The sequence below is a fragment of the Haloarcula sp. 1CSR25-25 genome, assembly GCF_032027985.1.
In the GTDB taxonomy this organism is placed as follows: Archaea; Halobacteriota; Halobacteria; order Halobacteriales; family Haloarculaceae; genus Haloarcula.
Map to the genome: position 1 here is coordinate 548,007 of NZ_JAHYBW010000003.1, position 24,234 is coordinate 572,240.

The following is a 24,234-nucleotide window of genomic DNA, read 5'->3' on the forward strand; positions in this document are numbered from 1 at the left end:
GGGGGCCGCCTACGCCCCCGGGAGCGCCGCTTCGAGCTCCTCGACCAGTTCGGCGTTGCCGAGGAACGTGGGCGTCCGGTCGTGGATGCCGTCCGGTTCGACGTCGAGTAAGGACTGTGACCCGTCGCTGGAGGCCCCGCCCGCCGCCTCGACGAGATACGCGAGCGGCGCTGATTCGAAGTGGACCCGGAGCTTGCCGTCCGGATACCCCGACGTCGCCGGATAGCCGAACAGTCCGCCGTACTCAAGCACCTGGGCCAGGTCGGCGACGGTCGCGCCGCCGTAGCGGAGCTTCAGCTCCCGTTCGAAGGACCGTGCGATGTCGTTGAACGCGTCGCTGCGTTCGCCGGTCTTGCCAGCCAGACCGACCACGGTGGCCTCCGGCGGTAGTTCGAACTGGCCCCAGCGCTCGCTGTGGCCGTCCCGGAGGAGGTGCTCCTGGACGACATCGCGGTCGGAGCGGGCGACGGTCAGCGTCGTGTAGGGGCCGTACAGCACCATCAGCGAGGCGACCATCGAGCGCCCGCTGGCCGGTAACTCGGCGTCGTAGACGCCGATAATCGTCCCCACGGAGTTGTTCGAGGCGAGGTTGGAGGAACCATCGAGCGGGTCGATAGCGACGCTGTAGCCCTCGCCGCAGTCGACCACGTCGCTTCGCTCCTCGCTCGCGTACGCGCCGACGCCGTCGATGTACGCGAGCGCGTCGAAAAACAGGTCGTCGGCCCACACGTCGCCACCGACCTGTTGCTCGCCGCTCGGGTTCTCGCCGGCTGCTCTGTTCGCGTAGTTCGCCAGGTTGCCGCTGACGTAGTGGGCCGTGTCCTTTACCGCCCGCTCGATCTCGTCGAGCGTGTTCACGGGCCATCACCGGCCCAGAGAGCACATGTGTCCGTCATGGTTCCACATATTCCCGGGCAGCGACATAAGGCTGTACCCCGCAGCGCCACAGAGCATCGCCATCCGCCGTCGTACGAGAAGCGGTGACACAACGTGTTTAACCCGGTGTAGCCGCTAGACGGGGCCGATGACTGACGGGGTCGCTCGCGGCGAGGACGCCTTCACTGCACTCGGGCCAGCCGTCCGCAGTGCGCTCTCCGAGCGCGGCTTCACGACGCCGACCGACCCCCAGCGGAAGGCGATTCCGACCCTGGCCGCCGGGCGGGACGCGCTGGTGGTGGCTCCCACCGGCACCGGGAAAACGGAGACGGCGATGTTGCCGGTCTTCGACGCGCTGGCCGAGTCCGAGGACCGCTTTGGCATCGGCGCGCTGTACATCACGCCGCTCCGGGCGCTCAACCGCGACATGCGCCAGCGCCTCGACTGGTGGGGGGAGATGCTGGGCCTCGAAGTCGACGTCCGGCACGGCGACACGACGGACTATCAACGCCAGAAGCAGGCCAACGACCCTCCGGACGTGCTCGTGACCACGCCCGAGACGCTCCAGGCCATGCTCACGGGGTCGAAACTGCGGACAGCGCTCGAAGACGTGAACCACGTCGTCATCGACGAGGTCCACGAACTCGCCGCGGCCAAGCGCGGCGCGCAACTGACGGTCGGCCTCGAACGACTCCAGGAGCTGTCCGGTCGGTTCCAGCGCATCGGGCTCTCGGCGACCGTCGGCGACCCCCAGGAGGTCGGCCGGTTTCTCACCGGGGGTCGCACGTGTGCCATCAGGGAGGTCGACATCGGCAGCCGGCTCGACATCGAGGTGGTCCGGCCGCAGGTCACCGACCGCGACGAGGAGCTTTCGAGCACACTCGTCACCGACGCCAGTACCGCGAGCCACGTCCGGTACATCGCGGACCTCATAGACGACCACGAGTCGGTCCTGCTGTTTGTCAACACCCGCCAGACCGCCGAGGCGCTGGGCTCGCGGTTCAAGGAACTGGGGACCGACCTCGGCGTCCACCACGGCTCGCTGTCGAAAGAAGCGCGAATCGACGTGGAGGACCGCTTCAAGGCCGGTGACCTCGACGCCCTGCTGTGTACGTCCTCGATGGAACTGGGCATCGACGTGGGCCACGTCGACCACGTCGTCCAGTACGGGAGCCCGCGGCAGGTCTCGCGGCTCGTCCAGCGGGTCGGCCGCGCCGGCCACCGTCGGGACCTCGTCTCCTCTGGCACGGTCGTCACCACCGACACCGACGACACGCTGGAGGCGCTGGCGATAGCGAGACAGGCCGAGACCGGTGATGTCGAACCCGCCGAGATACACGACGGGAGCCTCGACACGGTCGCCAACCAGATTGCCGGACTGGTGATGGACACCGGCGAGATACGGGCGATGCGGGCCTTCGAGATACTGACTCGCGCGTACCCGTTCCGGGACCTCGACGAGGCCAAGTTCAAGGGGGTCATCGAGGAACTCGCGGCGAACAACGTCGTCTGGCTGGACGAGGACCGGGACACCTTAGAGAAGCGCCGCGGGACCTGGCAGTACTTCTATCAGAACCTCTCGATGATTCCCGACGAGGCCACCTACGACGTGGAGGACGTGGCCTCGGGCCAGCAGGTCGGAACCTTAGACGAGAAGTTCGTCGTCAACTTCGCGACACCCGGCGAGGTGTTCGTCCAGCGCGGGGAGATGTGGCGCATCACGAACATCGACGAGGAGGAGGAGGTCGTGACCGTCTCGCCCATCGAGGACCCCGCCGGCGAGGTCCCCTCGTGGGTCGGTCAGGAGATTCCGGTCCCGAGAGCCGTCGCCGCGGAGGTCGGCGAACTCCGCCGGGTCGCGGGCCGACAGCTACAGAACGGGGCCGAGACTGATGCCGTCGCCAGGGACGTGGCGACTCGCTATGCCGCGGGGCCGGAGACCGTCGCCGACGGCCTCTCGCAGGTCGAGAAACACGAGGGACCGATTCCCGACGACACGACCGTCGTCGTGGAGTTCCACGGCCGGGAGGTCATCGTCAACGCCTGCTACGGGCACAAAATCAACGAGACGCTGGGACGAGTCCTCTCGGCGCTGCTCGGTCAGCGGGCCGGGTCGTCGGTCGCGATGGAGGTCGACCCTTACCGAATCACGCTGGAGGTCCCGCGCCGGATCACCGCCGGTGACGTCATCGAGGTCATCGAGGACACCGACCCCGACCACCTCCCCGCGCTGATAGAACTCAGCCTGAAAAACGCCGACGCGTTGAAGTTCAAACTCGCGCAGGTGGCGACGAAGTTCGGCTCGCTCAAGCGCTGGCGCGGCCGGGGGTCGACGGACTTCGGCCGCGACCGCCTGCTTGCAGCCCTGGAGGACACGCCGATGTACGACGAGGCCCTGCGCGAGGTGCGCCACGAGGACCTCGCTATAGAGGCGACGGCCGACCTCCTCCGAGACATCCAGAGCGGTACCGTGGCCCTCGAAACCGTCGGCGAGCACACGCCTATCGGGACCGGCGGCAGTTCCTCCGGGCGGGAACTGCTCTCGCCGGAGAACGCCGACGCCAGCGTCATCCAGACCGTCAGGGAGCGCATCCAGAGCGACCGGGTCATTCTCACGTGTCTGCACTGCAAGGAGTGGGACCGCAAACAGCAGGTCAAGCGCGTTCGCGACCAGCCGTCGTGTCCGCAGTGTGGCTCCACCCGCATCGCCGCGCTGAATCCATGGGCCGAGGAGGTCGTGTCTGCGGTTCGGACCGACGACAAGGACGACGAGCAGGAGAAGATGACCGAGCGGGCCTACCGCTCGGCCTCGCTGGTCCAGAGCCACGGGAAGCGGGCGGTGGTCGCGCTGGCCGCCCGCGGCGTCGGGCCGCACAACGCCGCCCGCATCATCAACCGCCTGCGGGAGGACGAAGACGAGTTCTACCGGGACATTCTCCGGCAGGAGCGGGAGTACGCGCGCACGCAGTCGTTCTGGGGCTGACGGCCGGGAGCTGACGGCGAGCTAGCTCAGTTCCCGAATCCGGGCTTCGAGTCGTGGCTCGATCGCCTCGGGGTCGGAATCGTCGATCGGTAATGTAGTGTGTCGCTCGTCGGCGTCAGTCACCTCCGAGAGCAGTCCGGCGCTGCGGTCGACCTCCAGGTACAGGGTGAGTCGGTCGTCGTCGAACACCGGGACGAGTCCGACCTCGTCGACCTGGCCGGTGAACTCGCCGCGCTCGGGCCGGAACTCGAACTCCTGGACGAAGGTCGCCGAGGTCGTGAACAGGCTTCCGGCCGAGGCCTCGCAGGACGAGGAGTGAAGCGAGAAGCCCAGCGAGTCCAGGGCGTCGAACACCGCCTGCGTCCGGTGTGTCGGTTCGACCTCGATGTAGTCCTCGTCGCCGGGGTCGATCGCCATCGAGATGTCGAGGCCGGTCTCGATCTCGACGGCCGTCGAGCGCGTGGTCACCGGCGTCTCCCGGGGGATGTCGATCGTGGTCTCGAAGCGCCGTTTCTCGCCGGCCTCGATGGTGAAGGGCTCGGTGAGTTGCCACTGGTCGACGATAGCGTCCTTGTACCCCTCGTCGGACTTGTACTCGGTTTCCAGGGCGAAATAGACAGCGTCGATCTCCTGGTCCGTCGACCCGCCCTCGACGTGGACTTCGGCCTGGACTGAGTCGCCGGCTCTGACGGTGTCTGTCGGCAGTATCGTGTCTACTGTGGCCGACCCGATGCCGATTCTGGAGAGCACGCCTTTCATACGTAGTGTGCAATTCGCCCAGCATCTGGTATAAACTTCAGGGCGGAACGTAACGAAAGAACCGGCGACCGCCGAGGGACTCAAGCCCCTTCGCGGTCAACGGGTGCTATGACCGAGTGGCGCGAGGCGTCGGACCCCGCCTGCCCGGAGTGTGGCGAGGTGATAGAGCCGACGGCGATGGCCTGTCCGCACTGCGACGCGTCGCTACTCACCGACGAACAGGCCGAGTTGCTGGACGAGCGGCTAACCGAGACGCTGGCGTCGATGGATGCCGGTGCGCCGACGTGGGCCGTCACGCTCACTGGGCTCTCGCTCGGCGTCGCCATCGCGCCCCTCATCCTGTACGCCGTCGTCATCCTCGTCGGCGACCTGTCGCTGACGATGGCCGTCGGCGTTCTGCTTTCGGGGTGGCTCGGCCCGGCGGCCTACCTCTCGCGACTGCGCAACCCCAGCGAGGTGCTGGCTCGCGGGCTCTATCTCGTCGTCGCCGGCGTGGCCGTGGTCGTGCTCGCGGTCGGCTACGAAGTGCTCCTGTCGGATGGGCCGTCAGTCGTCTCCGAGGGGACCGCGCTCGTGTCGGTCGCACTGGCGATTCCGGCCGCGCTGGGGGCGCTCGTCGCGCGTCGCGCGGCCCGCCGGGCAGACAGGCAGGCCCGCGGCGAGCCGGGGCCGCTGCACGAGCGGTTCGGTATCGACGACGACGAGCCCGGGAACTGAAAACGCCTAAGCGGGCCGCCGTTCTCCACCCGTGCATGCGACTGGAGGAGTACTGGGGCATCGGCCCGAAGACGTCCGAGTTGCTGACGGAGGAGCTGGGCGTCGAGCGGGCCATCGAAGCCATCGAGTCGGCGGACACGCGCGCGCTAACCACGGCCGGCCTCTCTCGGGGGCGAGCGACGCGCATTCTCCGGCGAGCCACCGGGGCCGAGTCGATGGACCTGCTCGCCACCAGGGACACCCGCGACGTGTACAAGGAACTGCTCGACCTCGCCGAGGAGTACGCGGTCACGGCTGACGCCGCCGACAGCATCCGGGTGCTGACGCCGCTGCCGACCCGCGAGGCGATGGACGAGCGGCTGGACGACGTGCTCGAAGCGCGGGATACGTGGGCCGAGCTCTCCGAAGGGGACCAGCGGGCCGTCCTCGGCGCGTTCGAGGCCTACGACGCCGACGGGGGCGAACTGGCCGCGGTCGACGTGGCGCTCGCACTTCGTGACACCGGTATCGAACGCGGCGTGTTCGAGCCGCTTGCGGCCCTCGACGGCGAGACACTGGCGGCCGGTCGGGCAGCGCTCGCCGGCCTCGCTGGCGACGGCGAGTCCGTCGGCGAGGGGGCCGACGAGAAGCTCGACCGCCTGCGCGACCAGCTGGGGCAAATCGAGGACCTCGCGGCCGCCTCGATGGAGGTCGTCGAAGCCGTACAGGACGGCGCGCGCCGGCCCGACGAGTTCCAGGACGCGCTCGTCCGACACGTCACGGGCGAGACGGGCATCGACGCCGCCAGAGTCCGCGACGCGATGCCCGGCGGGGCCACCGACGCGCGTGACTTCGTCGACGTGGCGCTCCGGGAACTCCGGAGTACGCTCCGTAGCGACGTCCGGGACCGCGAGCAGGCTGTCGCCGACCGGCTGGAAGACGACCTCGCGGACGCCCGAGAGGACATCGACGCCGCCGTCGAGGCGGTGGACGACATCGCGTTCTCGGTGTCGTTTGCCCGCTTTGCCATCGCGTTCGACCTGACTCGGCCGGCGTTCGTCGAGGGCCGCAAGACCATCGCGGTGAAACGGGCCCGGAACCTCACTATCGCGGACGCAGAGAGCGTCCAGCCGATCACCTACGCGATCGGGGACCACACGCTTGATCTCGACCGGCCGAACAGACCGCCGAGCGGCGACCGCGTGGCCGTCCTGACCGGCGCGAACTCCGGCGGGAAGACGACCCTGCTGGAGACGCTGTGTCAGGTCCAGCTGCTCGCCCAGATGGGGCTCCCGGTCCCAGCAGCGGCCGCCGAGGTGAGTCTCGTCGACACCGTCGTGTTCCACCGCCGGCACGCGTCGTTCAACGCCGGCGTCCTCGAATCGACCCTGCGCTCGGTCGTGCCGCCGCTGACCGAGAGCGACCGGACGCTGATGCTCGTCGACGAGTTCGAGGCCATCACCGAACCCGGCTCCGCCGCCGACCTCCTCCACGGGCTCGTGACGCTGACCGTCGACCGCGACGCCCTGGGCGTGTTCGTCACCCACCTCGCGGACGACCTCGAACCGCTGCCCGCCGAGGCCCGAACCGACGGCATCTTCGCCGAGGGACTGAACCAGGACCTCGAACTGCAGGTCGACTATCAGCCCCGCTTTGGCACTGTCGGGAAGTCCACCCCGGAGTTCATCGTCTCCCGGTTGGTCGCGAACGCGACCGACCCCGTCGAGCGCAACGGGTTCGAGACGCTCGCCACGGCCGTCGGCGAGGAAGCGGTCCAGCGGACGCTCTCGGACGCGCTCTGGACCGACGAGTAGCGTTACGCCGTGCCGGCAACGGCCTGCTTTTTCCCTTCGACTGCCTCGGCGACGTTGTCCAGGAGCTGTCGTACCTCCCGGCGGTTGTACCACCTGATGAGCGGCGCGAGGAGGAACTCCGGGAGCGGCCCCGGGACCTCGTAGTCGGCCGCGTAGGTGAGCCGCGTGCCGCCGCCCTCCGGCTCGAACCGCCAGGTGATACGCCCCGTCAGGTCGCCGGTCATCTCGTAGACGATGCGCTCGGGCGGCTCGTACGTCGATGCGCGGACCTCACCGGCGAAAGTGATTCCGAACATCTCGTACTCGTAGGCGGCGCGGTTCCCGCTGTTTGGCAAGCGTTCGATGCGCTCGGCGCGGGTCAGGCTCGGCGTGACGGCCGCCTGGTTCGACGGCTCGTCCATGAACGCGAACACCGTCTCGACCGGCGCATCGAGCCAGCGGTCGTCGGACGTCTGGACCGTCATACGTGGCGCTTTGCGCTCCAGTATCTTACAGGCTCGGCCACACGGCAGAGCGGTCCGAGGCGGGGACCTACTGCGACCGGTCCCGGCGGCTACAGTCGCCAGGTCCGGCGTGACTGTTCTCGACTCTTCGAGTCGCGTCGCCGTCTGTCGATGACAGTGGCGAGGTAGATGTTGCGCATGGGTTGGGCTTCCCGGCAGGAGTCGAACCTGCGCCGGGTGGGGACCCGGTTCCGGCTGGTATCCTCGGGAAGGCACGAGACGCGGGAGACGGGCTTACGCGTCACCGGCCACGTCGACGCGGTTGACCGCCATGACGCCGAACCCCTGTTGCAGGAGTTCGGTGCGGCCGGCCGCGGTGTCTCGCTCGTCCTCGACCCGCAGGGTCAGCGACACGTCGGCGTCGACCCGGATGTCGGTCCAGGTCGGCCGGACGCTTGTCACACGGTCGACGGCTACCTCTTCGACGCCGTCGACGGCGGCGAGCACGCCGGCGACACCGGCTTCGAGGGTCTCGGACCCGCCACGCGGGACGCGCAGTGATACGTCGGCCGATACCTCGGTCGGGGGGGTCGCCTGCAGCGACATAACGCCGACGGCCGGAGTCGAACCGGGCCGGGAGGGCACTCGCCGGTCGAGTCGCGTCGGACGGGGACTGCGCGAGGCGTGGGGGAGCGGACGTCCGGTCGGGCAGGACCGGTACAGGATTCCCGCATCGAAGCGATGGGGAACCCGAAAGCGGGACGACGATATCGCTACGTGAGACAGTACGGGCTCCGGGCGAGTGGAGACGCGCCGAGGGGCCACACTGGGCGGTGTGGACCGGTCGGAACCGGCAGGCCAAGCCACGGGGAGCGGTTCCGCCGCTTGACAGTGAGCCCCGAACAAATCGCCGCCGCAGTGCGGCGTCCGTGAGTGGGACGCCGGTCCCACGGCGGCGAACCGGTCTACGGTGCCACGAACGGAATCGTCACCGAGCGGGTGTCCGCGGCGGCCCGTCCCCGAATAAGGGGCGCATACTCGACCGTAGCGTCGGGGCTACGTTCGATGGCCGACCGCCCGCTGTACAGCCAGCGAGCGAACGACGTTGGCGCGGGAACGGGAATTGCGTAGGTCATGGGTCACCACGTCGGTGAATGCGACGTACAATTGACCAGAACCGGTGATATATTAAATCTGTTTCAGACATGATACCGAATGACAGATATCTGCGGCATTCGATTGCGTACTGTCAGTCGGCCGCGGCTGGTTGCTGTGGCGTGGCCGGGTTCTCCGAGCCCGGGTCGCCGTGTGCCGCCGTGCCCGCCAGCGTCCGCGTGGAGTTCCCCACGACGAGCAGGCTGCTGGCCGTCATCGCCAGGGCCGCAAACAGCGGGTTCAGGACCCCAAGCAGCGCCAGCGGGAGCGCCACGGCGTTGTAACAGAACGCCCACGCGAGGTTCTGGCGGACCCGTGTGCGGGTTGCGGCCGTCACCGCGAACACGTCAGGGACGGCCCGCAGGTCGTCCGTCGTCACGACCGCGTCGGCCGCATCGGCGGCCAGTGACGTGCCCGACGCCATAGCGATGCCGACGTCGGAAGCGGCCAGCGCCGGGGCGTCGTTGCTCCCGTCGCCGACCATCGCGACGGTCCTGCGTGACTGCAGTCGGTCGACGACTTCGGCCTTCGCCTCGGGCGGGACCCCGGCGAACACCTCGTCGACGCCGTCGTGGTGTTCGAACGGAGTCGCCGCCTCGGGCCGGTCGCCGGTGATGACGACCACCTCGCGGTCACGGGCGAGCGTGGAGACGACCGCTTCCCAGTGCGATCGGAGCCTGTCGCCCGCGACGAGTACGTCCCGCGCCTCGCCGCCCCAGCCGACCAGCGCCGGGACCCGCCCGTTCTCGGTCGCGCGTTCACACCGGCTCCGGAGGGCGGTCGGCACGTCGAGAGCGAGGTCGTCGAACAGGGCCCGGGTCCCGACGACGACCCGTTCCCCGTCGACCGTCGCGCTGACGCCCTGGCCCGGGTGTTGTTCGAACCCGGAGACGGCCGCGTCGGGGACCGGGACGGCGTCCGTCACCGCTTCGGCGACGGGGTGGTCCGCGAACTGCTCGACGGCGGCCGCCCGTGCCATCGCCTGCTCGTCGGCCCGCTCCAGCAGTTCCATCTCGCCGGTCGTCAGCGTCCCGGTCTTGTCGAACGCGACCACGTCGGCGTCGGTCGCCGTCTCGAACACCGCGTCGCCGGTGACGACGGTCCCGCCGTCCAGTGCCCGACGGATGCCGGCCGCGGTCGCCAGCGGCGTCGCCAGCCCCAGCGCGCAGGGACAGGAGACCACGAGCACCGCCAGCCCGGTGAGCATCGCGTCGGTCGGCGTCGCGCCGGCGACGAGGTGCCCGCCGGCGGCGAGAACAGCCAGGACGACCACCAGCGGGACGAAGACGGCGGCGATGCGGTCGACCAGCCGCTGGACGCCGCCCCGCGTGCTCTGGACCTCCCACAGCAGGTTCGTGAGCCGGTCGACGGTGCTCTCGGCGTTCGGTCCGACACGGGCGACGACACCGCCCTGCGTGACCAGCGACCCCCCGATGACCTCGGCGCCGTCCGCCTTCCGGACGGCCAGCGACTCGCCGGTCACGAGCGACTCGTCGACGGCCGCGGTCCCCTCGACGACGGTCCCGTCGACGGGAACCCGCTCGCCGGAGCGGACCACGACTTCGTCGCCGGCCGACAGCGCCGCCACGTCGACCTCCTCGTGGCCCCCATCGGTGCGTCGCCGGGCACTGTCGGCCCGCTGTGTCGTGAACTCCGTGAGGCGGTCTAACGCGGCCCGCCGGACCCGGTCCTGGTAGTAGTCGCCGACCGAGACGGCCATGACGATGACCGTCGCGACGTCGAAGTACACCTCCGTTTGACCCAGAACCACGGCGACGACGCTGTACAGGAAGGCGGTCACAGCGGCCATCGCCACCAGCAAGTCCATGTTCGGGCGGCCGGCACGGAGGCTGACGTACGCCCCGCGAAGCAGCGGCCACCCGGTGTAGCCGACCACGACGCTGGTCATGACGGCCATGTTCCACAGCAGGTAGTCCCCCGCCTGCCCTGCCGGGTCGAACAGCAACAGGGACTGGTCGACGCCGAGGTAGGCGGGATAGAGAAAGAGGATGTACCACAGCATCGTCATCATCCCGAAGAAGCCGCCGACGATGAGCCGCCCCTCGAGTTCGTACTCGTCGTCGGTCTCCGTCGCCTGCAGACTGGCGTCGTAGCCGGTGCCGGCGACCGCGTCCCTGAGGTCCGACTCCGAGAGCGCGTCGTCGTCGTAGGTGAGCTTCATCGTCCCCGTCGGATAGCTTGCGGCCGCGGCGGTGACGCCGTCGTGGTCGGTGGCCCGCGCCTCCAGGAACGTCTCGCAGGTCGCACAGTGCATTCCCTCGACGGAGAGGAAGGCAGTCTCGCCGTCGGCGTCATCGGGGTCGGGTCCGGTGTCGGCTGCGTCGCGGGTCTCCGCCGCCGGGTCGTCGAGCGTCCGCGCGACTTCCAGACAGCCGCGACAGCAGAACGTCCCCTCGACCGCGTCGTCGGTGACCGGCGTCTCGACCGACAGGTCACAGAGCGTGCAGTGGGTCATGTCCAGGGCATCGGCAGGGGTGGTTTCGGGATGGCGATGCCGAACGCCGCCAGCCCGTTCGACAGCGGGACGAGCGCGAGCGCGATGAAGACGACGCCGAGCGCCCGGTGCAGCGTCGCGCGATGGCCCGGCGACAGCGTTCCGAAGGCGGTCCCGTAGGCGAACACCAGCGGGAACGTCCCGAGGCCGAGCGCGGCCAGCGAGAGCCCGCCGGTGAACGCAGAGCCCGTGGCGAAGGCGTACAGGAACGCCGGGTACAGCAGCGGACAGGGGAGCAGCCCGTGCATCGCGCCCAGCCCGACCATCCCCGGACCGTCGACCCACCGGTCGACCCGCTCGACGAGCGACGCGGAGAGGCGCTGGAACAGGGTCCCGACCAGCGGCAGCGACCGGGCCACGTCGACGGCACGGCCACGCGAGAGATACCCGAGGCCGACGGTGATGATAGCGAGGCCGACGAAAACCCCGACGGCTCCCCGGACGGCGGTCCCGAGCCGAGCTAGCCCGGCGACGTCGTACAGAACACCGCCGGCAGCGCCAAGGACTGTCCCGACGAGTGCGTAGCTCAGCGTCCGGCCGGCGTTAAACAGCGCATGCTGGCGTATCTCGTGGCCGGACACCGGCCCGCCGTCGTCGAGTCTGTCGGCGTAGGTAGTGACCAACGGCCCGCACATGCCGAGGCAGTGGACGCTTCCGACGAGCCCCAGCCCGACGAACGCCGCGAGACCGGCCGTCTCACCGGAACTCAGCCCCGCCGTCCCGAAGGGCATATCAGACGGTTTTCGACTCCGTTGGTTTCGTCATCCAGAACAGGCTCGCAGCGATGATGACGACGCTGACGAGCGAGAGCGCAACGATGGAGCGCCCGGTTCCCTGCATGTAGTACGCGACCGGCGCGAGCCCGAGCAACACCAGCAACGTGACGATTCGAGGGCTTGACGCAGACATACCTGGCCGTACGTTAGAGGGGTTATAAAAATAAACGGGTCGTTCCTGCCGACTGAAAACACCATCAGGGGTTTTTTTATGTGATATGCTATTCCTCCAGATATGGTATGGCACGAAGCTAGAGGTAGTCGGGTGCCGGATTCGCACATCGCGATGGGGGTGCGACGATGGCGCTGAGTCGGCGACAGTTCGTCGGTGCCGCAGCCGGGACAGCAGCACTGGCCGCGACCGGCACGGCGACAGCACAGGAGGAACCGGACTACGGCGGCTGGTTCGACGACGTCTCGAACTACGACGGCACTGTCGACCAGCGAGGCCAGGACACCGTTACGATTACTGTCGGCGCACAGGGCAACAACGGCGCGTTCGCCTTCGACCCGGCCGCGGTGATGGTCAGTCCTGGCACGGAAGTCGTCTGGGAGTGGACCGGGGAGGGCGGCGGCCACAACGTCGTCTCGGACGGCGACGGTCCGCTCGACTCCGGGGGGGCGGTCAGCGAAGCCGGAACGACCTACAGCCACACCTTCGAGTCTGAGGGTATCTTCAAGTACGTCTGTGTCCCCCACGAGGCGCTCGGGATGAAAGGCGCGGTCGTCGTCCGGCCCGGCGGCGGTAGCTCCGGCGGCAGTGGCTCCGGCGGCCAACAGCAGCAAGGCCCGCCGGCGAACCCGGACTACGGCGGCTGGTTCGACGACGTCTCGAACTACGACGGAACCACGGTCGACAGAACCGACGCCGACAGCGTCGAGATATCGGTCGGCTCACAGGGCAACAACGGCGCGTTCGCCTTCGACCCACCGGCGGTCCGGGTGACGCCCGGAACCGAGGTGACGTGGTCCTGGACCGGGGAGGGCGGCGGCCACAACGTCGTCTCGGACGGCGACGGGCCGCTTAACTCCGGTGACCCGGTCAGCGAAGCAGGGACCACCTACAGCCACACGTTCGAAGAGATGGGCGTGTACAAGTACGTCTGTACGCCCCACGAGTCACTCGGGATGAAAGGCGCTGTGGTCGTCGGTGGCCCACTTGGTGGCGGCAGTGGCGGCGGCAGCGGACAGGACGGTAGTGGCGGTATCGAACTGTCCGGCCCGCAGTGGCTCCTTTCGGGCTCGGTCCTGCTGGCGTTCTTCTCGCCGCTGCTTTTCGCAGTCGCGATGCGACGCCGCCAGAACGGACGCCCTCCACAGACGAGTGGCGGTGGCGAGCTACAGCGGGCGACCGGACCGGAACCGGTCGAAGAGGCCGCTGAAACGGAACCGGCTGTCGAACTGGGCCACGACGAGTACGACCCGAAGGGAACGGCGGCGCTGGTCGCCTTCTACTTCGTGCTGATCGGCCTGCTGTGGGTGTTCATGTACTTCGTCGAGTTCCTGGGCCGCGTCTCAATAATCGGGTGATATCATGCAGGTTCATAGATTCGAAAAGCTTTGGCTCGGTGCAGCGATACTGCTCATCGTCGGTTTCATCGCCACCATCGCGTACGGGTCGGTCGGCGTTGGCGTCGGGATGGTCGACGATTCGGGCGGACAGATCAGCGCGCAAGCGGTGCAGAACGGCGACACCGGAACCCAGTTCGACGACCCCGGTGTCGTCAAGGAGGGCGACGACCAGTACGTCGTGTACGTCGTCGCCCGGCAGTTCCAGTTCGTTCCCGGAACCGGAGACACCCCTATCCGTGTCCCCGCGGGTGCGAACGTCACGTTCAGAGTGACCAGTGCAGACGTGGTCCACGGTTTCTCCGTGGTCGAGACCAACATCAACACGATGGTGATCCCGGGACAGGTCTCGGAAGTCTCGGCGCGGTTCAACGAACCCGGTAGCTACGGGCTTATCTGTCACGAGTATTGTGGTGCGGCCCATCACACGATGGGTGGCTCCGTCGAAGTCGTCCCACCGGAGGAGTACGATATGCAGCAAGAGAACATCGACCAGTCCGCAGATGACGCACAGGCTCAAGAGGAGGCGGATCAGTAATGGTGTTCGTCGACTCCTATCCGAAAACCTCGAAACTCGTCCGTAGCGAGTTCCTCGTCTCCTTTATCGCGCTTGGAATCGGCGCGCTGTTCGGCGTCGTCCAGGCGCTCCATCGCACGGGCGTGTTCCGGGGCTTCGTCAGTTCAGCTGACTACTACACGATCCTGACAGGGCACGGCGTCCTGCTGGCGCTCGTGTTTACCACGTTCTTCATCGCGGGACTGTTCGCGTGGGCCGTCACGAACAGTCTCGAACGGGAACTGCCACAGCGCATCGCCTGGTCGGCCTTCTGGCTGATGGTCACGGGAACGGTGCTCGCGGCCGTGTCCATCATCGGCGGCATCGTCGGCTCGCCGACGATTCTCGGCCACGACCTCGAAGCGGACGTGCTGTTTACCTTCTACGCCCCGATGAAGGCGCACCCGGCGTTCTACCTCGGTGCGGCGCTCATCATCGTCGGGTCGTGGATAGCCGGCCTGGCGTACTTCAAGACCCTGTGGGACTGGCGCTCGGACAACCCCGATGAGCGTATTCCGCTGCAGACGTTCATGGTCCTGACGACGATGCTAATGTGGTACATTTCAACCATAGGCGTCGCCGTCGAAGTCGTCGTCTTCCTCATCCCGTGGTCGCTGGGTCTCATCCAGAACGTCGACCCGCTGCTGACCCGGACGCTGTTCTGGTACTTCGGCCACCCGGTCGTGTACTTCTGGCTCATGCCGGCGTACCTCGTCTGGTACACTATCCTGCCGAAGCTGGCCGGCGGCCGGCTGTTCAGCGACCCACTGGCCCGCGTCGTGTTCGTCGCGTTCCTGCTGCTGTCGACCCCGGTCGGCTTCCACCACCAGTACACCGACCCCGGCATCCCGTCGGGCTACAAGTTCATCGCGATGACGAACACGATGTTCCTGCTGTTGCCCTCGCTGTTGACCGCGTTCACCGTGGTCGCCTCGGTCGAGCACGGGGCTCGCCAGCGGGGTGCGAGCGGTTACCTCTCCTGGCTCCGGGACCTGCCCTGGGACAAACCGGCCTTCTCCGGCTGTATGCTCGCCGGCCTGATGTTCGCCGCCGGGGGCTTCTCGGGCATGATCAACGCCGGGATGAACATCAACTACCTCATCCACAACACCATCTGGGTCCCCGGCCACTTCCATCTCACCGTCGGGACTGCGTTCGCGCTGACGGCGATGGCGATCAGCTACTGGCTGGTCCCACAGATAACCGGCAAGAAACTCCGACAGCGGAGTATGGCTGTACTCCAGCCCTACGTCTGGTTCGTGGGCATGGCGGTGATGTCGAACGCCATGCACCGTGCCGGACTTGCCGGCATCCCACGACGGACCGCCGAACCCACGTACGACGAGTTCGCGTTCGAGGGCGTCGCGGGAACCGTCGGCGAAATGCGGCTCCAGATCGCCATCGGCGGCTTCCTACTGTTCGTCGGCGCGGCGATGTTCCTCATCGTCATGGCGGACACCCTGCTCGCTCGACGCGGCGGCACGCTATCGGTCAACAGCAACATCCCGGAGCCGCTGTCCGGCGCGGACCACAGCCCGCGCATCCTGGACAACTACAAGCTCTGGACGGCGATTGCTCTGCTGCTCATCGTCATCGCGTACGGTCCGCCACTGGCCAGCATGGTGGCTGACGGACTGTTCGCGCCCGGCAGTCCGCCGATTCCGGTCTAACACCACTTCACTACTCTCTCATCATGTTCGAAGACGTCGACGGTCCGGAGCAGAAAACGCTGCTACGACTACTCATCATCGTCGGAATCGGCCTGCCGATCCTCATCGAAGTCGTTACCTTCGGGAGTATGATGGGGCATCACCTGACGGGAGACCCCGGGGGCGAGGCGGTCCCTGAAACGCCGACGCCGGAGCAGGCCGGTGCTGGCGTCGGGGACCCGATTCTCGAACCCTCGGCAGTCTCGGCCCGTATCGAGTCGGCGTCTGTCGTCACCGCTGACGAGGGGTGGCGGTTCACGATTGCAGTGAACGTGACGAACACCGGGTCGGAGACCGCGTCGGTTCGTCTCGACAGCGTCACCACCCGCAGCGGGGAGACAATCGACGGAGCCGCAAGCACTGGACAGCTCCCAGTGGGACAAACTGGTGACGTGGCCAAGTCGTGGCTGCTTCCCCCCGGCGAACGACCGGACACGGTCTCTGTAACGGTGTCCGTGTATCCGGACGGTGCGGCGACACAATCGACGCAGTACACCGTTGCCCTCGGTGACATCCCCGTTTCGAACCGCTGACCACCTCACTCGTCGACGGGGTCGCCACAGGACGGGCAGGTGTCAGCGTCGGGCGGGAGCGATTCGCCGCACTCGCCGCAGTACGACTGCCCGGCGTCCCGTGCGCCCGGCGTGAAGACGGCTGTATCGTCCATCCACGCCTCGTCAGCCGCCTCCGTTCCGGATGTCTCCGGTTCTGTATCGCTGTCCGCAGTCGCTGTCCCCGAACCGTCACCGTCCGGGGACTGTGCCGATTCGCGGGCCTGTGGGACCTCCTCGGGCGAGAACACTCGCGTCCCGGTGTGTCCCGGTGACTCCGCCTCGCGGTCGGCAGCTTCGGTGTCGGTCCCGGTCTGTTCCGTGGACGCCGGTTCAGCGTCCACATCCCGTTGGGCGACCCCGCTCTCGCCGCCGGTTTGGGGACCGCCGACCGGTGGCATGATAGGGAACCGCTGGTCCGGACGGCGCTGTGGGTTCGCAAGCGGTGCGCGGATTCTGACGACAGTCCCGGCAAGCAGTTGGCAAAGGAGGTACACGCTCGCCAGCACGCCGGGGACGGCGATGAAGAAGGGTGTGGCTTGCGACGGTCGGACGTTCGTCAGTGTGAGTGCCGTCTCGGCCACGGGACCGACGCCGGCCCGCGCCAGCCACGGGGACAGCGTCGACGACGCGCCGGGTGCGGCGGTCAGCCAACCGACGCCGAGGGAAACCGCACTCACAAACGTCAGCACGGACAGGAGTGGCGGGGCCGAGAACGTGTACACGCGGTGCCCGTAAGCGACGGTCCGGACGACCAGATGCGCTGTCCCGAACAGTGCAACCACCGTGAGCGACGGTCGCTGCCCGAACGTGAGGCTGCCCAGCAGGCAACCGCCGAGTACACACCCGGGCAGAGCCAGCAACAGGCTCGGATGGTCCAGCCGATACGCGTCGATGAGGTTGCCGTAGCGGTTCCGAAGCCGTCGGTTGACGAACGCGGCGGTAGCCAGCGACGGGACGACGAGCCAGGTGCCGGCGGCGAGAACGGTCCGCACGGAGACGATGCTCCCGTCGGTGGCCACGAGAACAGTACGTTCGAGCCCCGAAAACTGCTCCAGTAGCATTCCCGTCGCAAGTACCCAGCCGCCGTAGGCGACCCCTGCCAGAGCCACGCCGACGAACAGCCAGGTTTCGGTTCGCAGTAGTGCGGCGGACTCGCGGAGTTCCGACCCCAGTCGACCACGCTCCATCAGCCTGGTGTTTCCCGACCGACCGCTTAACTGTGGGTGGTTACGCCGCCTGAATGGTCACTGTGACGACGCCCGACAGTTCGAGCTCGTCGCCCGGCTCGACCAGTTCCCGGTCGCCCTTCTTCAGCGGGGTCCCGTTCAGCCGCGTCGGGTTATCCCCGAGGTCGACCAGATAATACCCCTCCGGTTGGCGGTCGAACCGGACGTGTTCGCGGTGGATCCGAACCGCTTCGTCTTCCGGCCGTCCGGCGTCCAGTAGCGCCGCCCGGATCTCCCGACCGATGCGGTCCCCGTCTTCGACCGTGATGTCGCGCCCCTCGACCGAGAGGACGAGTCTGTCCGGGACCGTCGCGTCGTCGGTGGACTGTGAGGCGAGCGCGTCAGCGGTCGCCGTCGCGTCGGCAGACGACGATTCCGGCTCCGAGCTGGCTGTCGCCCCAGCGGTTCCGTTGCGGTGGGCGTCCAGGTTCTCCCCGCAGTTGACACAGAAACTGGCCTCGTCATCGACGGCGGTGTCACAGGACGGGCACGCGTCGAGCGCCCCCTCGTCTCCCGGCGTGATGTCCCCCACGTCGGCACCGCAGTCGACACAGAAGTTCGCGTCGGCGTCGAGTGCGCGGTCGCAGTCCGGGCAGGTAATCGTCGCCGCGTCGTCGTCCACGTCCGGGGTTTCGTCGCGCTCGTCGGACGGTTCGTCGCGCTCGTCGGAATCACCGCCGGACTCGTCTCCGTCCTCGACTCCCCCAGTATCCGGGGTTTCGCGCACTGGGGCTTCCTCCAGTGGAGCCTCGTCGTCACCACCGTGGTCACCAGCGTGCCCATCCGGGGTGTCGACTTCGTCGCTTTCCGCCACAGACCCCTCCGCCGTGCCTTCCGCTATCAGGTCGCCGTCGTCCGGAACCGCGTCGTCGGTATCGGAATCAGCGCCAGCGTCGTCGGTGTGTTGCCACTCACCACAGTCCGGGTTCGTGCACCACCCGCCGGCGACTGTCGGGTCGAAAGCCTCGTCGCAGATGGGACAGTTTACCGTGCGGTCGGGTTCGGGCATGTATTTCGTTAGCACGTATAGAGCGAAGAAATAAAACGCTTACCCCGCAAAACTTTCTCCTTATTCGTCTGTCATAATCACCGTCTCACGGTCCGAGATGTCCATATCCGGATCGACGTTTCGAACCGGCATTCCGCCGCTTTCCGGCGTTTCCGGGAGCGCACTGTCGGCGAACAGGAGCACCGAGATATTGTCTTTCCCGCCGCGGTCGTTTGCCAGCGACACGAGCGCCTGACTCGCTGCGTCGAGGGACGGTGCATCGAGGACTGCGTCCCGGATCTCCTCGTCGGTGACGACCCGTTCGCGGATACGCTCGGCCACCGCGTCGGCGTGGTCCGCTTCGACGTACTCCTCGTACAGGTCCGGTGCGTCGGTCTGTGCGTCGACGAGCCCGTCGCTGGTCGCCAGCACCGTGTCTTCCGCGAACAGTCTGACCGTCCGCGTGTCCACCTCGACGGTCGCCTCCTCTGGGTCCTCGTAGCCGGACCCCCCCAGCGCGCGTGTGATTTCGTTCCCGTTCGGATGGACGTGTGCCGCGACGGGGTCGATTTCGTCGCTGTCGACCCACTCCTGGACGACGGCGTGGTCACGGGTCAGCGGCGAAATCGTCTCGCGGGTCCCGTTGACGACGTAGGCCCGGCTGTCACCGACCCAGCCGTAGTGGAGCTTCCCGTCGGCGTAGATCCCCGCGACGACCGTCGTGTAGGACTGGGTTCCGGTCTCGTCGGCGTACCGGATAATCTCGCGGTGGGCCGTCGTAACCGCCTCGGCCACAGCGGCTTCGAGTTCCCGCTCACCGGGCGGGTCGGGGAGGACGCCACGGGCCACATCCACGTCGAATCCGCCGGGGTAGCTCCGGGCCGCTCGTATCGCCACGGGGGCGAGCTGTTCGGCCACGACAGTCGTCGTGATGTACGACGCGATGTCGCCGGCGTCGTGCCCCCCGGCACCGTCTGCGACCACGAACACGCCGGCCGAGCGGTTCATCGGCCGACTGGTGTCGGCGTCGTCCGACGCGTCGGCCTCGTCGTCCCCGGTGCGGGTATCGGATGGCCCGTCTGTCGGGTCCGCCGCTCCGTCATCGGCCGCTGTGGAGTGGGTCGGCGGCTCTGGCCAGTCCTGCCCGCGATAGCCGTCACGGTGGCCCTCTTCGAACACCGTCAGTGAGACGCTGTCCTCGTTGATTCCCTGTCCTCGCTTCCTGTCGCCGATGTCGTAGTGCGTGCTGTATCTCATGACTCCTCCGGATAGAACTCGAACGTGACCCCGTAGGTCGGATGGACCAGCGACACCAGGTCGCCGTCAGTGAGTGTGACCGACTCGGGTGGTATGTTACCGTGTCTGTCGGTCGGGTCCTCGCCTTCGGAGCGCAGGCGCTCGCGTCCGGGCGCTGAGAGGACCCGCTGCCAGCCGGCCCCTTTCTGGACGAACGTGCCGTTTAGGCTCCGGTCGTGGAGGGACCAGTCACCGTCCTCGATGTCGAACTGCACCTGGACCGACGAGATGTACTCCCCCTTCGGGTCGTCGATTGTTATCGACGCCGGGGGGCCACTCGCGCCCTCTCGCCCGATAGTGTCGCCCGGCTCGACGGTGAACTGCCGGTCCGCCTGGATGTACGTCACCGACGCCGTCGCGGGCGGCGTGGGGTCTCGCCGTTCGAGGACCTCCTTGAGGACCGTCGCGTTCCGGTACCGGTCCCGATAATGCGTCTGCGTAGCACGTTCGACGATTTCGGCCAGGTAGTCGTCGCAGTCGGCCCCGAACGCCTGGGGGTTCACGCCGTCTTTCTTCGGGACGCTTCCCTTGAGCAGGAACAGGAGTATCTTTCCGATGGAATACACGTCCGACCACGGGCCCTGCCGAACGTCTGTCCGGCTGGCCTCGGCGACCTCCCGGGGCTTGAACGGCCCCAGAATCGTCGTCCCGGTGTTCCCGGAGGTGGGGTCACCGGTGGCATCGAAGCCCGTCGCCGTGTTGAAATCGATCAGCGTGGGCGTGATGTCGGGTGTGAGCATCACGTTCTCCGGTTTCAGGTCCCGGTAGACGATCTCGTTCTCGTGGAGAAACCCCATCGCGTCGGAGAGGTCGATGCCGATCTGGCGGACCTGCTCGGTGTCGTCGATCGGGCCGTGCCGGTCGATGACCCCGTCGAGTTCGATTCCGTCGACGACGAGCTGGACGACCAGAAACGGAACGTCACGCTCCGTGACCTGGTCGTAGTAGTCCATCACGTTCTCGTGGCCGCCGGCCCGACGGATGCGCTCCAGTGAGCTGACCTCCTTGTTGAAGTACTCCTCGATGATATCGGGGTCGTTCTGGGATTCGGTGTAGTTGGGGTACTTGACAGCGACTGACTCGCCCGTCTCGAGGTCTGTGGCACGGAACGCCTTGGCGAACCCGCCCTTGCCGAGGAACTCATCGAACTCGTACCGGCCGGCGATGACGTCGCCGCTCTCAGGTTCCCAGGTCATGAATCAATCGTTTCTCCAGGGTACAGCGACTATACCGACACCGGTGGTTGGCGGGGTCACTTCTGGATTCCCTCGTCAGTGACGACCTTCGTCGCCCTGTTTTGCTCCTTGCGGCCGCCTTCCATCACAATCTCTGTCTCCCGCTCGGCTGACTGGACCGCCTCGGCGTCCTCGCCGTGGATGCGCGTCATCCGCTCCAGTTGCGTCTGTGCCTCGGCGACGTTGCCCTTGCCGAGTTCCGTCTTGATGACGGTCTGTCGGTGGTCCACGTCGACCTGCTCGTTGTGCTCGGCCAGTTTCCCCGCGTCGTCGGTGTAGTCGACGGTGATGGACTCACGGGTCGTCTCGCCGCCGGCGGCCAGCGTGACATCCGCAAGAGACACCGAGTCCGCGGAGTCGTGGGCCGGAGCGTGAATCTTCAGCACGACCCGCTGGGTCTCCCGGTCGAGCAGGTCCGGCAACGGCACGACGGCCGCATTTTCCTCCCACGCGGGGGACACGGACTGGGTCTGTGGGAGCGAGCGGTACACCTCGCTGACCTCGACGCCGTCGGCCACGTCGAGTTCGAGTCGGGCGTCGGGGGCGACGACCGTGCCGGCCGCCTCGACTGCGTCGCCGAAGAACGACTCGATGTCACCGGCGGCGTCCAGATGGGTCCACTCGCCGCGAGCGGCGGTGCCGAGCGTCCGGATGGTTTCCTCGCGGTAGTCGCTCCCGATGCCTGCCGCCTTGATTCTGATGCCCTCGCTGTCGATTTCGCGGGCCAGCGTGTCGAACGCGTCCGGGTCGTGGGAGTTGTCCTTCCCGTCAGAGAGGAGCAGGACCCGCCTGGCCGTGGTGTCGTCGCTCGGTAAATCCTGCAGCGATGCCTTCGCCTCCAGCAGGCCGCTGTACATGTCGGTGCCGCCGCCGGCGGAGATGTCAGCAACCGCGTCCACCGCTGTTTCGCGCGAGATGGCCCCCCACCGCGTCGGCTCGAGCACCGTCGTGACCTCGTTGTCGAAGGCGATGATCGAGATGTAGTCCTCCTCGTCGAGCAGGCCGAACACCCACTCGGCGCCGGCGCGTGCCTGTTCGATGTCGTCGCCGGCCATCGACCCGCTGGCGTCGATACAGAGGGCGATCTGTCGCGTGGATTGTTCCTCCAGCCGTCCGGGCTCGACTTCGATTTCAGCGGTCAGTTTCGCTCCGCCCGTCGGCACGTATGGTCGGTTGACCTCGCTCACGACAGTAGCGGTCATACCCGTAGTTGGGTCGTACGGAGTAATTATGTGTTTCCCCGGATGGAGGGGAGAAAGTGTCAGCCACCGCCCGTCCCGGTAGACAGCGACTACCGTCCGACACCCGTCAGTAGGAACTATCTACTTCGCCTGTCACGCCGCCTCGACTCGACTGCCGACCCACAGGAGGGTTGCGAGCAGTGCCACGACAGTGATCGGGAGCAGCCACTGGAACAGCGCCAGGATGCCGGCACTCGCCTGGACGCCGACAACGAGCAGGATTGTTGGACCACAGCAGGCAAACCCGGAGAGCAGTCCCGGCAGTCCCGCCGCGGTCCCAGCGCCCGGACCGAGACGGCAGGCCGACGGGCCGCGCCAGGCGACGACGGAGACAGCGAGATTGAGTCCGACCAACAATGCCAGGACGCCCCCGAGAAGCATGTTCAGCGGCGCGACGAGCAGTTCGACCGGGCCGACGACCACCAGCGCAATCGGTTCCCACTGAAACGGCCCGACCTGCCGGAACGCACGGGTGAGCGGGTTACTGACGACAGACACCTCGTAGCCGGATTGGCCGAAGCCGAGATGTCTGAGGCCGACGAGATACAACAGGAAGTAGGCGAGTCCCGAACCGCCCAGGGTAACTCGTCCGTCGCGGCGAGTGAGCGCTCCCCGGATCGCAACCGCAGTGTTCCGAAGCAAGCGTTCGATGCTGGCAGTCACACCTGCCCTGTCGGCCGCACTGTCAGCTGACATACGCACTCCCCGGATAGAAGCCGGCCCATGCGAACCACATCGCGTCGAAAGACAGCGAGCGCTCAAGCGGAAGGGAATCGGCAGCGTACGTCGTCCCGTCGAGCGTGTAGCCGTCGTCCGACGCCTCGACGGCTGCTGACTCCGGATTCGCGTACACGTAGCCCGTTGCGAGGTCGCTGTCGGCGACGGCGACGTAGGAAGTGTCCTCAATGGGGCCGGTCAGCACGCGCTGATTCAGCAGAGTCTCCTTGTCGAAGGCCACTGCCCCCGACGCCGTCCGGGTCCCGATGACGACGGCCTTCGGGTGTGCGCGGCTGTCTCCCTGCAACGGCTCGAACAGCGTCCGACTGCTCGAATAGTAGCCCCGCTTCTCGTTGTACTGACCGTAGAGGTCGACACCGTAGCGCCGGGAGAAGCCGGTTTCCTCGGTCAAAACCGTTGTTTCCGGATACGTGTCTGCCCAGCGGGCCCACGTGGTCCAGGTGACCCGGAACTCCCGCAGGGACTCGCCCGTCAGTGGGCCCTTAATTGCCGTCGCCAGCATCTGTGGCCACCAGCTGTCGGTGCCCCGGTCGTACATCGTCAGGTTCGAGTTCACCAGTCGACCTGAGACGCCGAACTCCACCGGGCCGCGCTCGAATCCCTGTGCCGTGCCCGTCAGCGGGCAGTATGTAACGGCGACGGGGTCGCCGGCGATGGCGTCGTTGACGATCTCGTGGTGGACGAGGATGTACTGTGGGTACGCTTTCGCTTCCCCGTCACGGACCACACCGAACACCGGGTCGTCCGGAGCCAGCCCGTCCGGGGGCGTGTCCGCGAACGTCGGGTCGTCGATGGCCGGAATCCCGTCCTTGGGAACGCCGCCGCTGACGACGTTCTCTTCGAGCGTCCCGATATCGTAGTCCAGATACAGTCGGCTGTCGGCTGTCGGTGGCTCTGGCCCGTCGCGTCCTTCGGTCGCTGTCGACACCGTGTCGCGTCCAGTACCGGACCCGGCTGCCGAACCAGATCCAGTATTCGAGCTGTCGTCTCCCACGCAGCCTGCACCGCCGAGTGTCATACCGGCGCCGAACGTCGCGAGAAGCTGTCGGCGGGAAAGGTCCATACTACCTGTGAGTTTCCTAACCACTAAGTCTCGCGGTGAGGG

At 67.2% G+C, this 24,234-nt stretch carries 22 protein-coding genes; 7 read left to right on the forward strand and 15 right to left on the reverse strand.

Annotated features, from left to right (window positions below; genetic code table 11):
• Positions 1–9: 9 nt before the first annotated feature.
• On the reverse strand, positions 10–858 hold the full coding sequence (locus KZ498_RS12470; RefSeq protein ID WP_312619218.1) for a class 1 fructose-bisphosphatase: 849 nt from the start codon (positions 856–858) through the stop codon (positions 10–12).
• Between the two features lie 166 nt (positions 859–1,024).
• Here KZ498_RS12470 and KZ498_RS12475 point away from each other — a divergent pair, with 166 nt between their 5' ends.
• A complete protein-coding gene (locus KZ498_RS12475; RefSeq protein ID WP_312619219.1) occupies positions 1,025–3,859 on the forward strand; it encodes a DEAD/DEAH box helicase in 2,835 nt (944 codons plus the stop codon).
• A 21-nt stretch (positions 3,860–3,880) separates the two neighbouring features.
• Here the strand turns inward: KZ498_RS12475 and KZ498_RS12480 are convergent, their stop codons facing one another.
• Positions 3,881–4,618 carry a sporulation protein gene (locus KZ498_RS12480; RefSeq protein ID WP_312619220.1) on the reverse strand — a complete coding sequence of 246 codons (738 nt, stop codon included), beginning with the start codon at positions 4,616–4,618 and terminating at the stop codon, positions 3,881–3,883.
• A 108-nt stretch (positions 4,619–4,726) separates the two neighbouring features.
• Here KZ498_RS12480 and KZ498_RS12485 point away from each other — a divergent pair, with 108 nt between their 5' ends.
• Positions 4,727–5,335, forward strand: coding sequence for a zinc ribbon domain-containing protein (locus KZ498_RS12485; RefSeq protein WP_312619221.1), 609 nt, complete (start codon positions 4,727–4,729; stop codon positions 5,333–5,335).
• A gap of 35 nt (positions 5,336–5,370) precedes the next feature.
• A complete protein-coding gene (locus KZ498_RS12490) occupies positions 5,371–7,128 on the forward strand; it encodes a MutS-related protein (protein WP_312619222.1) in 1,758 nt (585 codons plus the stop codon).
• Between the two features lie 2 nt (positions 7,129–7,130).
• Here the strand turns inward: KZ498_RS12490 and KZ498_RS12495 are convergent, their stop codons facing one another.
• The 6 genes from KZ498_RS12495 to KZ498_RS12520 form a co-directional block, all read right to left on the reverse strand.
• Positions 7,131–7,592 carry an SRPBCC family protein gene (locus tag KZ498_RS12495; protein ID WP_312619223.1) on the reverse strand — a complete coding sequence of 154 codons (462 nt, stop codon included), beginning with the start codon at positions 7,590–7,592 and terminating at the stop codon, positions 7,131–7,133.
• A 273-nt stretch (positions 7,593–7,865) separates the two neighbouring features.
• Positions 7,866–8,177 carry a hypothetical protein gene (locus KZ498_RS12500; RefSeq protein ID WP_312619224.1) on the reverse strand — a complete coding sequence of 104 codons (312 nt, stop codon included), beginning with the start codon at positions 8,175–8,177 and terminating at the stop codon, positions 7,866–7,868.
• Positions 8,178–8,536: 359 nt separating this feature from the next.
• The gene (locus tag KZ498_RS12505) at positions 8,537–8,707 is read right to left on the reverse strand and encodes a hypothetical protein (RefSeq protein ID WP_312619226.1); all 171 of its coding nucleotides are present in this window, start codon (positions 8,705–8,707) and stop codon (positions 8,537–8,539) included.
• A 113-nt stretch (positions 8,708–8,820) separates the two neighbouring features.
• On the reverse strand, positions 8,821–11,202 hold the full coding sequence (locus tag KZ498_RS12510) for a cation-translocating P-type ATPase (protein ID WP_312619227.1): 2,382 nt from the start codon (positions 11,200–11,202) through the stop codon (positions 8,821–8,823).
• Positions 11,199–11,972 carry a sulfite exporter TauE/SafE family protein gene (locus tag KZ498_RS12515; RefSeq protein WP_312619228.1) on the reverse strand — a complete coding sequence of 258 codons (774 nt, stop codon included), beginning with the start codon at positions 11,970–11,972 and terminating at the stop codon, positions 11,199–11,201. The genes KZ498_RS12510 and KZ498_RS12515 overlap by 4 nt, the downstream gene beginning before the upstream one ends.
• 1 nt (position 11,973) lies before the next feature.
• Complete coding sequence (locus tag KZ498_RS12520) at positions 11,974–12,150, reverse strand: hypothetical protein (protein WP_312619229.1); 177 nt, start codon at positions 12,148–12,150, stop codon at positions 11,974–11,976.
• 167 nt (positions 12,151–12,317) lie between these two features.
• On the opposite strand from KZ498_RS12520, the gene KZ498_RS12525 reads away from it, so the two are divergent.
• Genes KZ498_RS12525 through KZ498_RS12540 form a run of 4 tightly spaced genes read left to right on the forward strand, consistent with a single transcriptional unit; the run spans position 12,318 to position 16,384 of the window.
• Positions 12,318–13,547 carry a halocyanin domain-containing protein gene (locus KZ498_RS12525; protein WP_312619230.1) on the forward strand — a complete coding sequence of 410 codons (1,230 nt, stop codon included), beginning with the start codon at positions 12,318–12,320 and terminating at the stop codon, positions 13,545–13,547.
• 4 nt (positions 13,548–13,551) lie between these two features.
• Entirely contained in the window at positions 13,552–14,124 is a 573-nt protein-coding gene (locus KZ498_RS12530) for a cytochrome c oxidase subunit II (protein WP_312619231.1), read from the forward strand.
• Positions 14,124–15,812 (forward strand): b(o/a)3-type cytochrome-c oxidase subunit 1, encoded by a 1,689-nt coding sequence (locus tag KZ498_RS12535; RefSeq protein ID WP_312619232.1) that lies wholly within the window; start codon positions 14,124–14,126, stop codon positions 15,810–15,812. The genes KZ498_RS12530 and KZ498_RS12535 overlap by 1 nt, the downstream gene beginning before the upstream one ends.
• Before the next feature lie 23 nt (positions 15,813–15,835).
• Positions 15,836–16,384 (forward strand): hypothetical protein, encoded by a 549-nt coding sequence (locus tag KZ498_RS12540; protein WP_312619233.1) that lies wholly within the window; start codon positions 15,836–15,838, stop codon positions 16,382–16,384.
• Between the two features lie 5 nt (positions 16,385–16,389).
• Here KZ498_RS12540 and KZ498_RS12545 read toward each other — a convergent pair whose 3' ends face one another.
• The 7 genes from KZ498_RS12545 to KZ498_RS12575 form a co-directional block, all read right to left on the reverse strand.
• The gene (locus KZ498_RS12545) at positions 16,390–17,592 is read right to left on the reverse strand and encodes a zinc ribbon domain-containing protein (RefSeq protein WP_312619234.1); all 1,203 of its coding nucleotides are present in this window, start codon (positions 17,590–17,592) and stop codon (positions 16,390–16,392) included.
• Between the two features lie 40 nt (positions 17,593–17,632).
• Positions 17,633–18,640 carry a double zinc ribbon domain-containing protein gene (locus KZ498_RS12550; protein ID WP_312619235.1) on the reverse strand — a complete coding sequence of 336 codons (1,008 nt, stop codon included), beginning with the start codon at positions 18,638–18,640 and terminating at the stop codon, positions 17,633–17,635.
• A 60-nt stretch (positions 18,641–18,700) separates the two neighbouring features.
• Positions 18,701–19,876 (reverse strand): protein phosphatase 2C domain-containing protein, encoded by a 1,176-nt coding sequence (locus tag KZ498_RS12555; RefSeq protein ID WP_312619237.1) that lies wholly within the window; start codon positions 19,874–19,876, stop codon positions 18,701–18,703.
• Positions 19,873–21,111: an FHA domain-containing serine/threonine-protein kinase gene (locus KZ498_RS12560; RefSeq protein WP_312619238.1), complete on the reverse strand. Its 1,239-nt coding sequence runs from the start codon at positions 21,109–21,111 to the stop codon at positions 19,873–19,875. The genes KZ498_RS12555 and KZ498_RS12560 overlap by 4 nt, the downstream gene beginning before the upstream one ends.
• A gap of 56 nt (positions 21,112–21,167) precedes the next feature.
• Positions 21,168–22,352 (reverse strand): VWA domain-containing protein, encoded by a 1,185-nt coding sequence (locus KZ498_RS12565; RefSeq protein WP_312619239.1) that lies wholly within the window; start codon positions 22,350–22,352, stop codon positions 21,168–21,170.
• 132 nt (positions 22,353–22,484) lie between these two features.
• Positions 22,485–23,087, reverse strand: coding sequence for a hypothetical protein (locus tag KZ498_RS12570; RefSeq protein ID WP_312619240.1), 603 nt, complete (start codon positions 23,085–23,087; stop codon positions 22,485–22,487).
• Positions 23,077–24,192, reverse strand: a complete 1,116-nt coding sequence (locus KZ498_RS12575; protein WP_396276122.1) for a DUF3179 domain-containing protein — start codon at positions 24,190–24,192, stop codon at positions 23,077–23,079. The genes KZ498_RS12570 and KZ498_RS12575 overlap by 11 nt, the downstream gene beginning before the upstream one ends.
• Between the last annotated feature and the right edge of the window lie 42 nt (positions 24,193–24,234).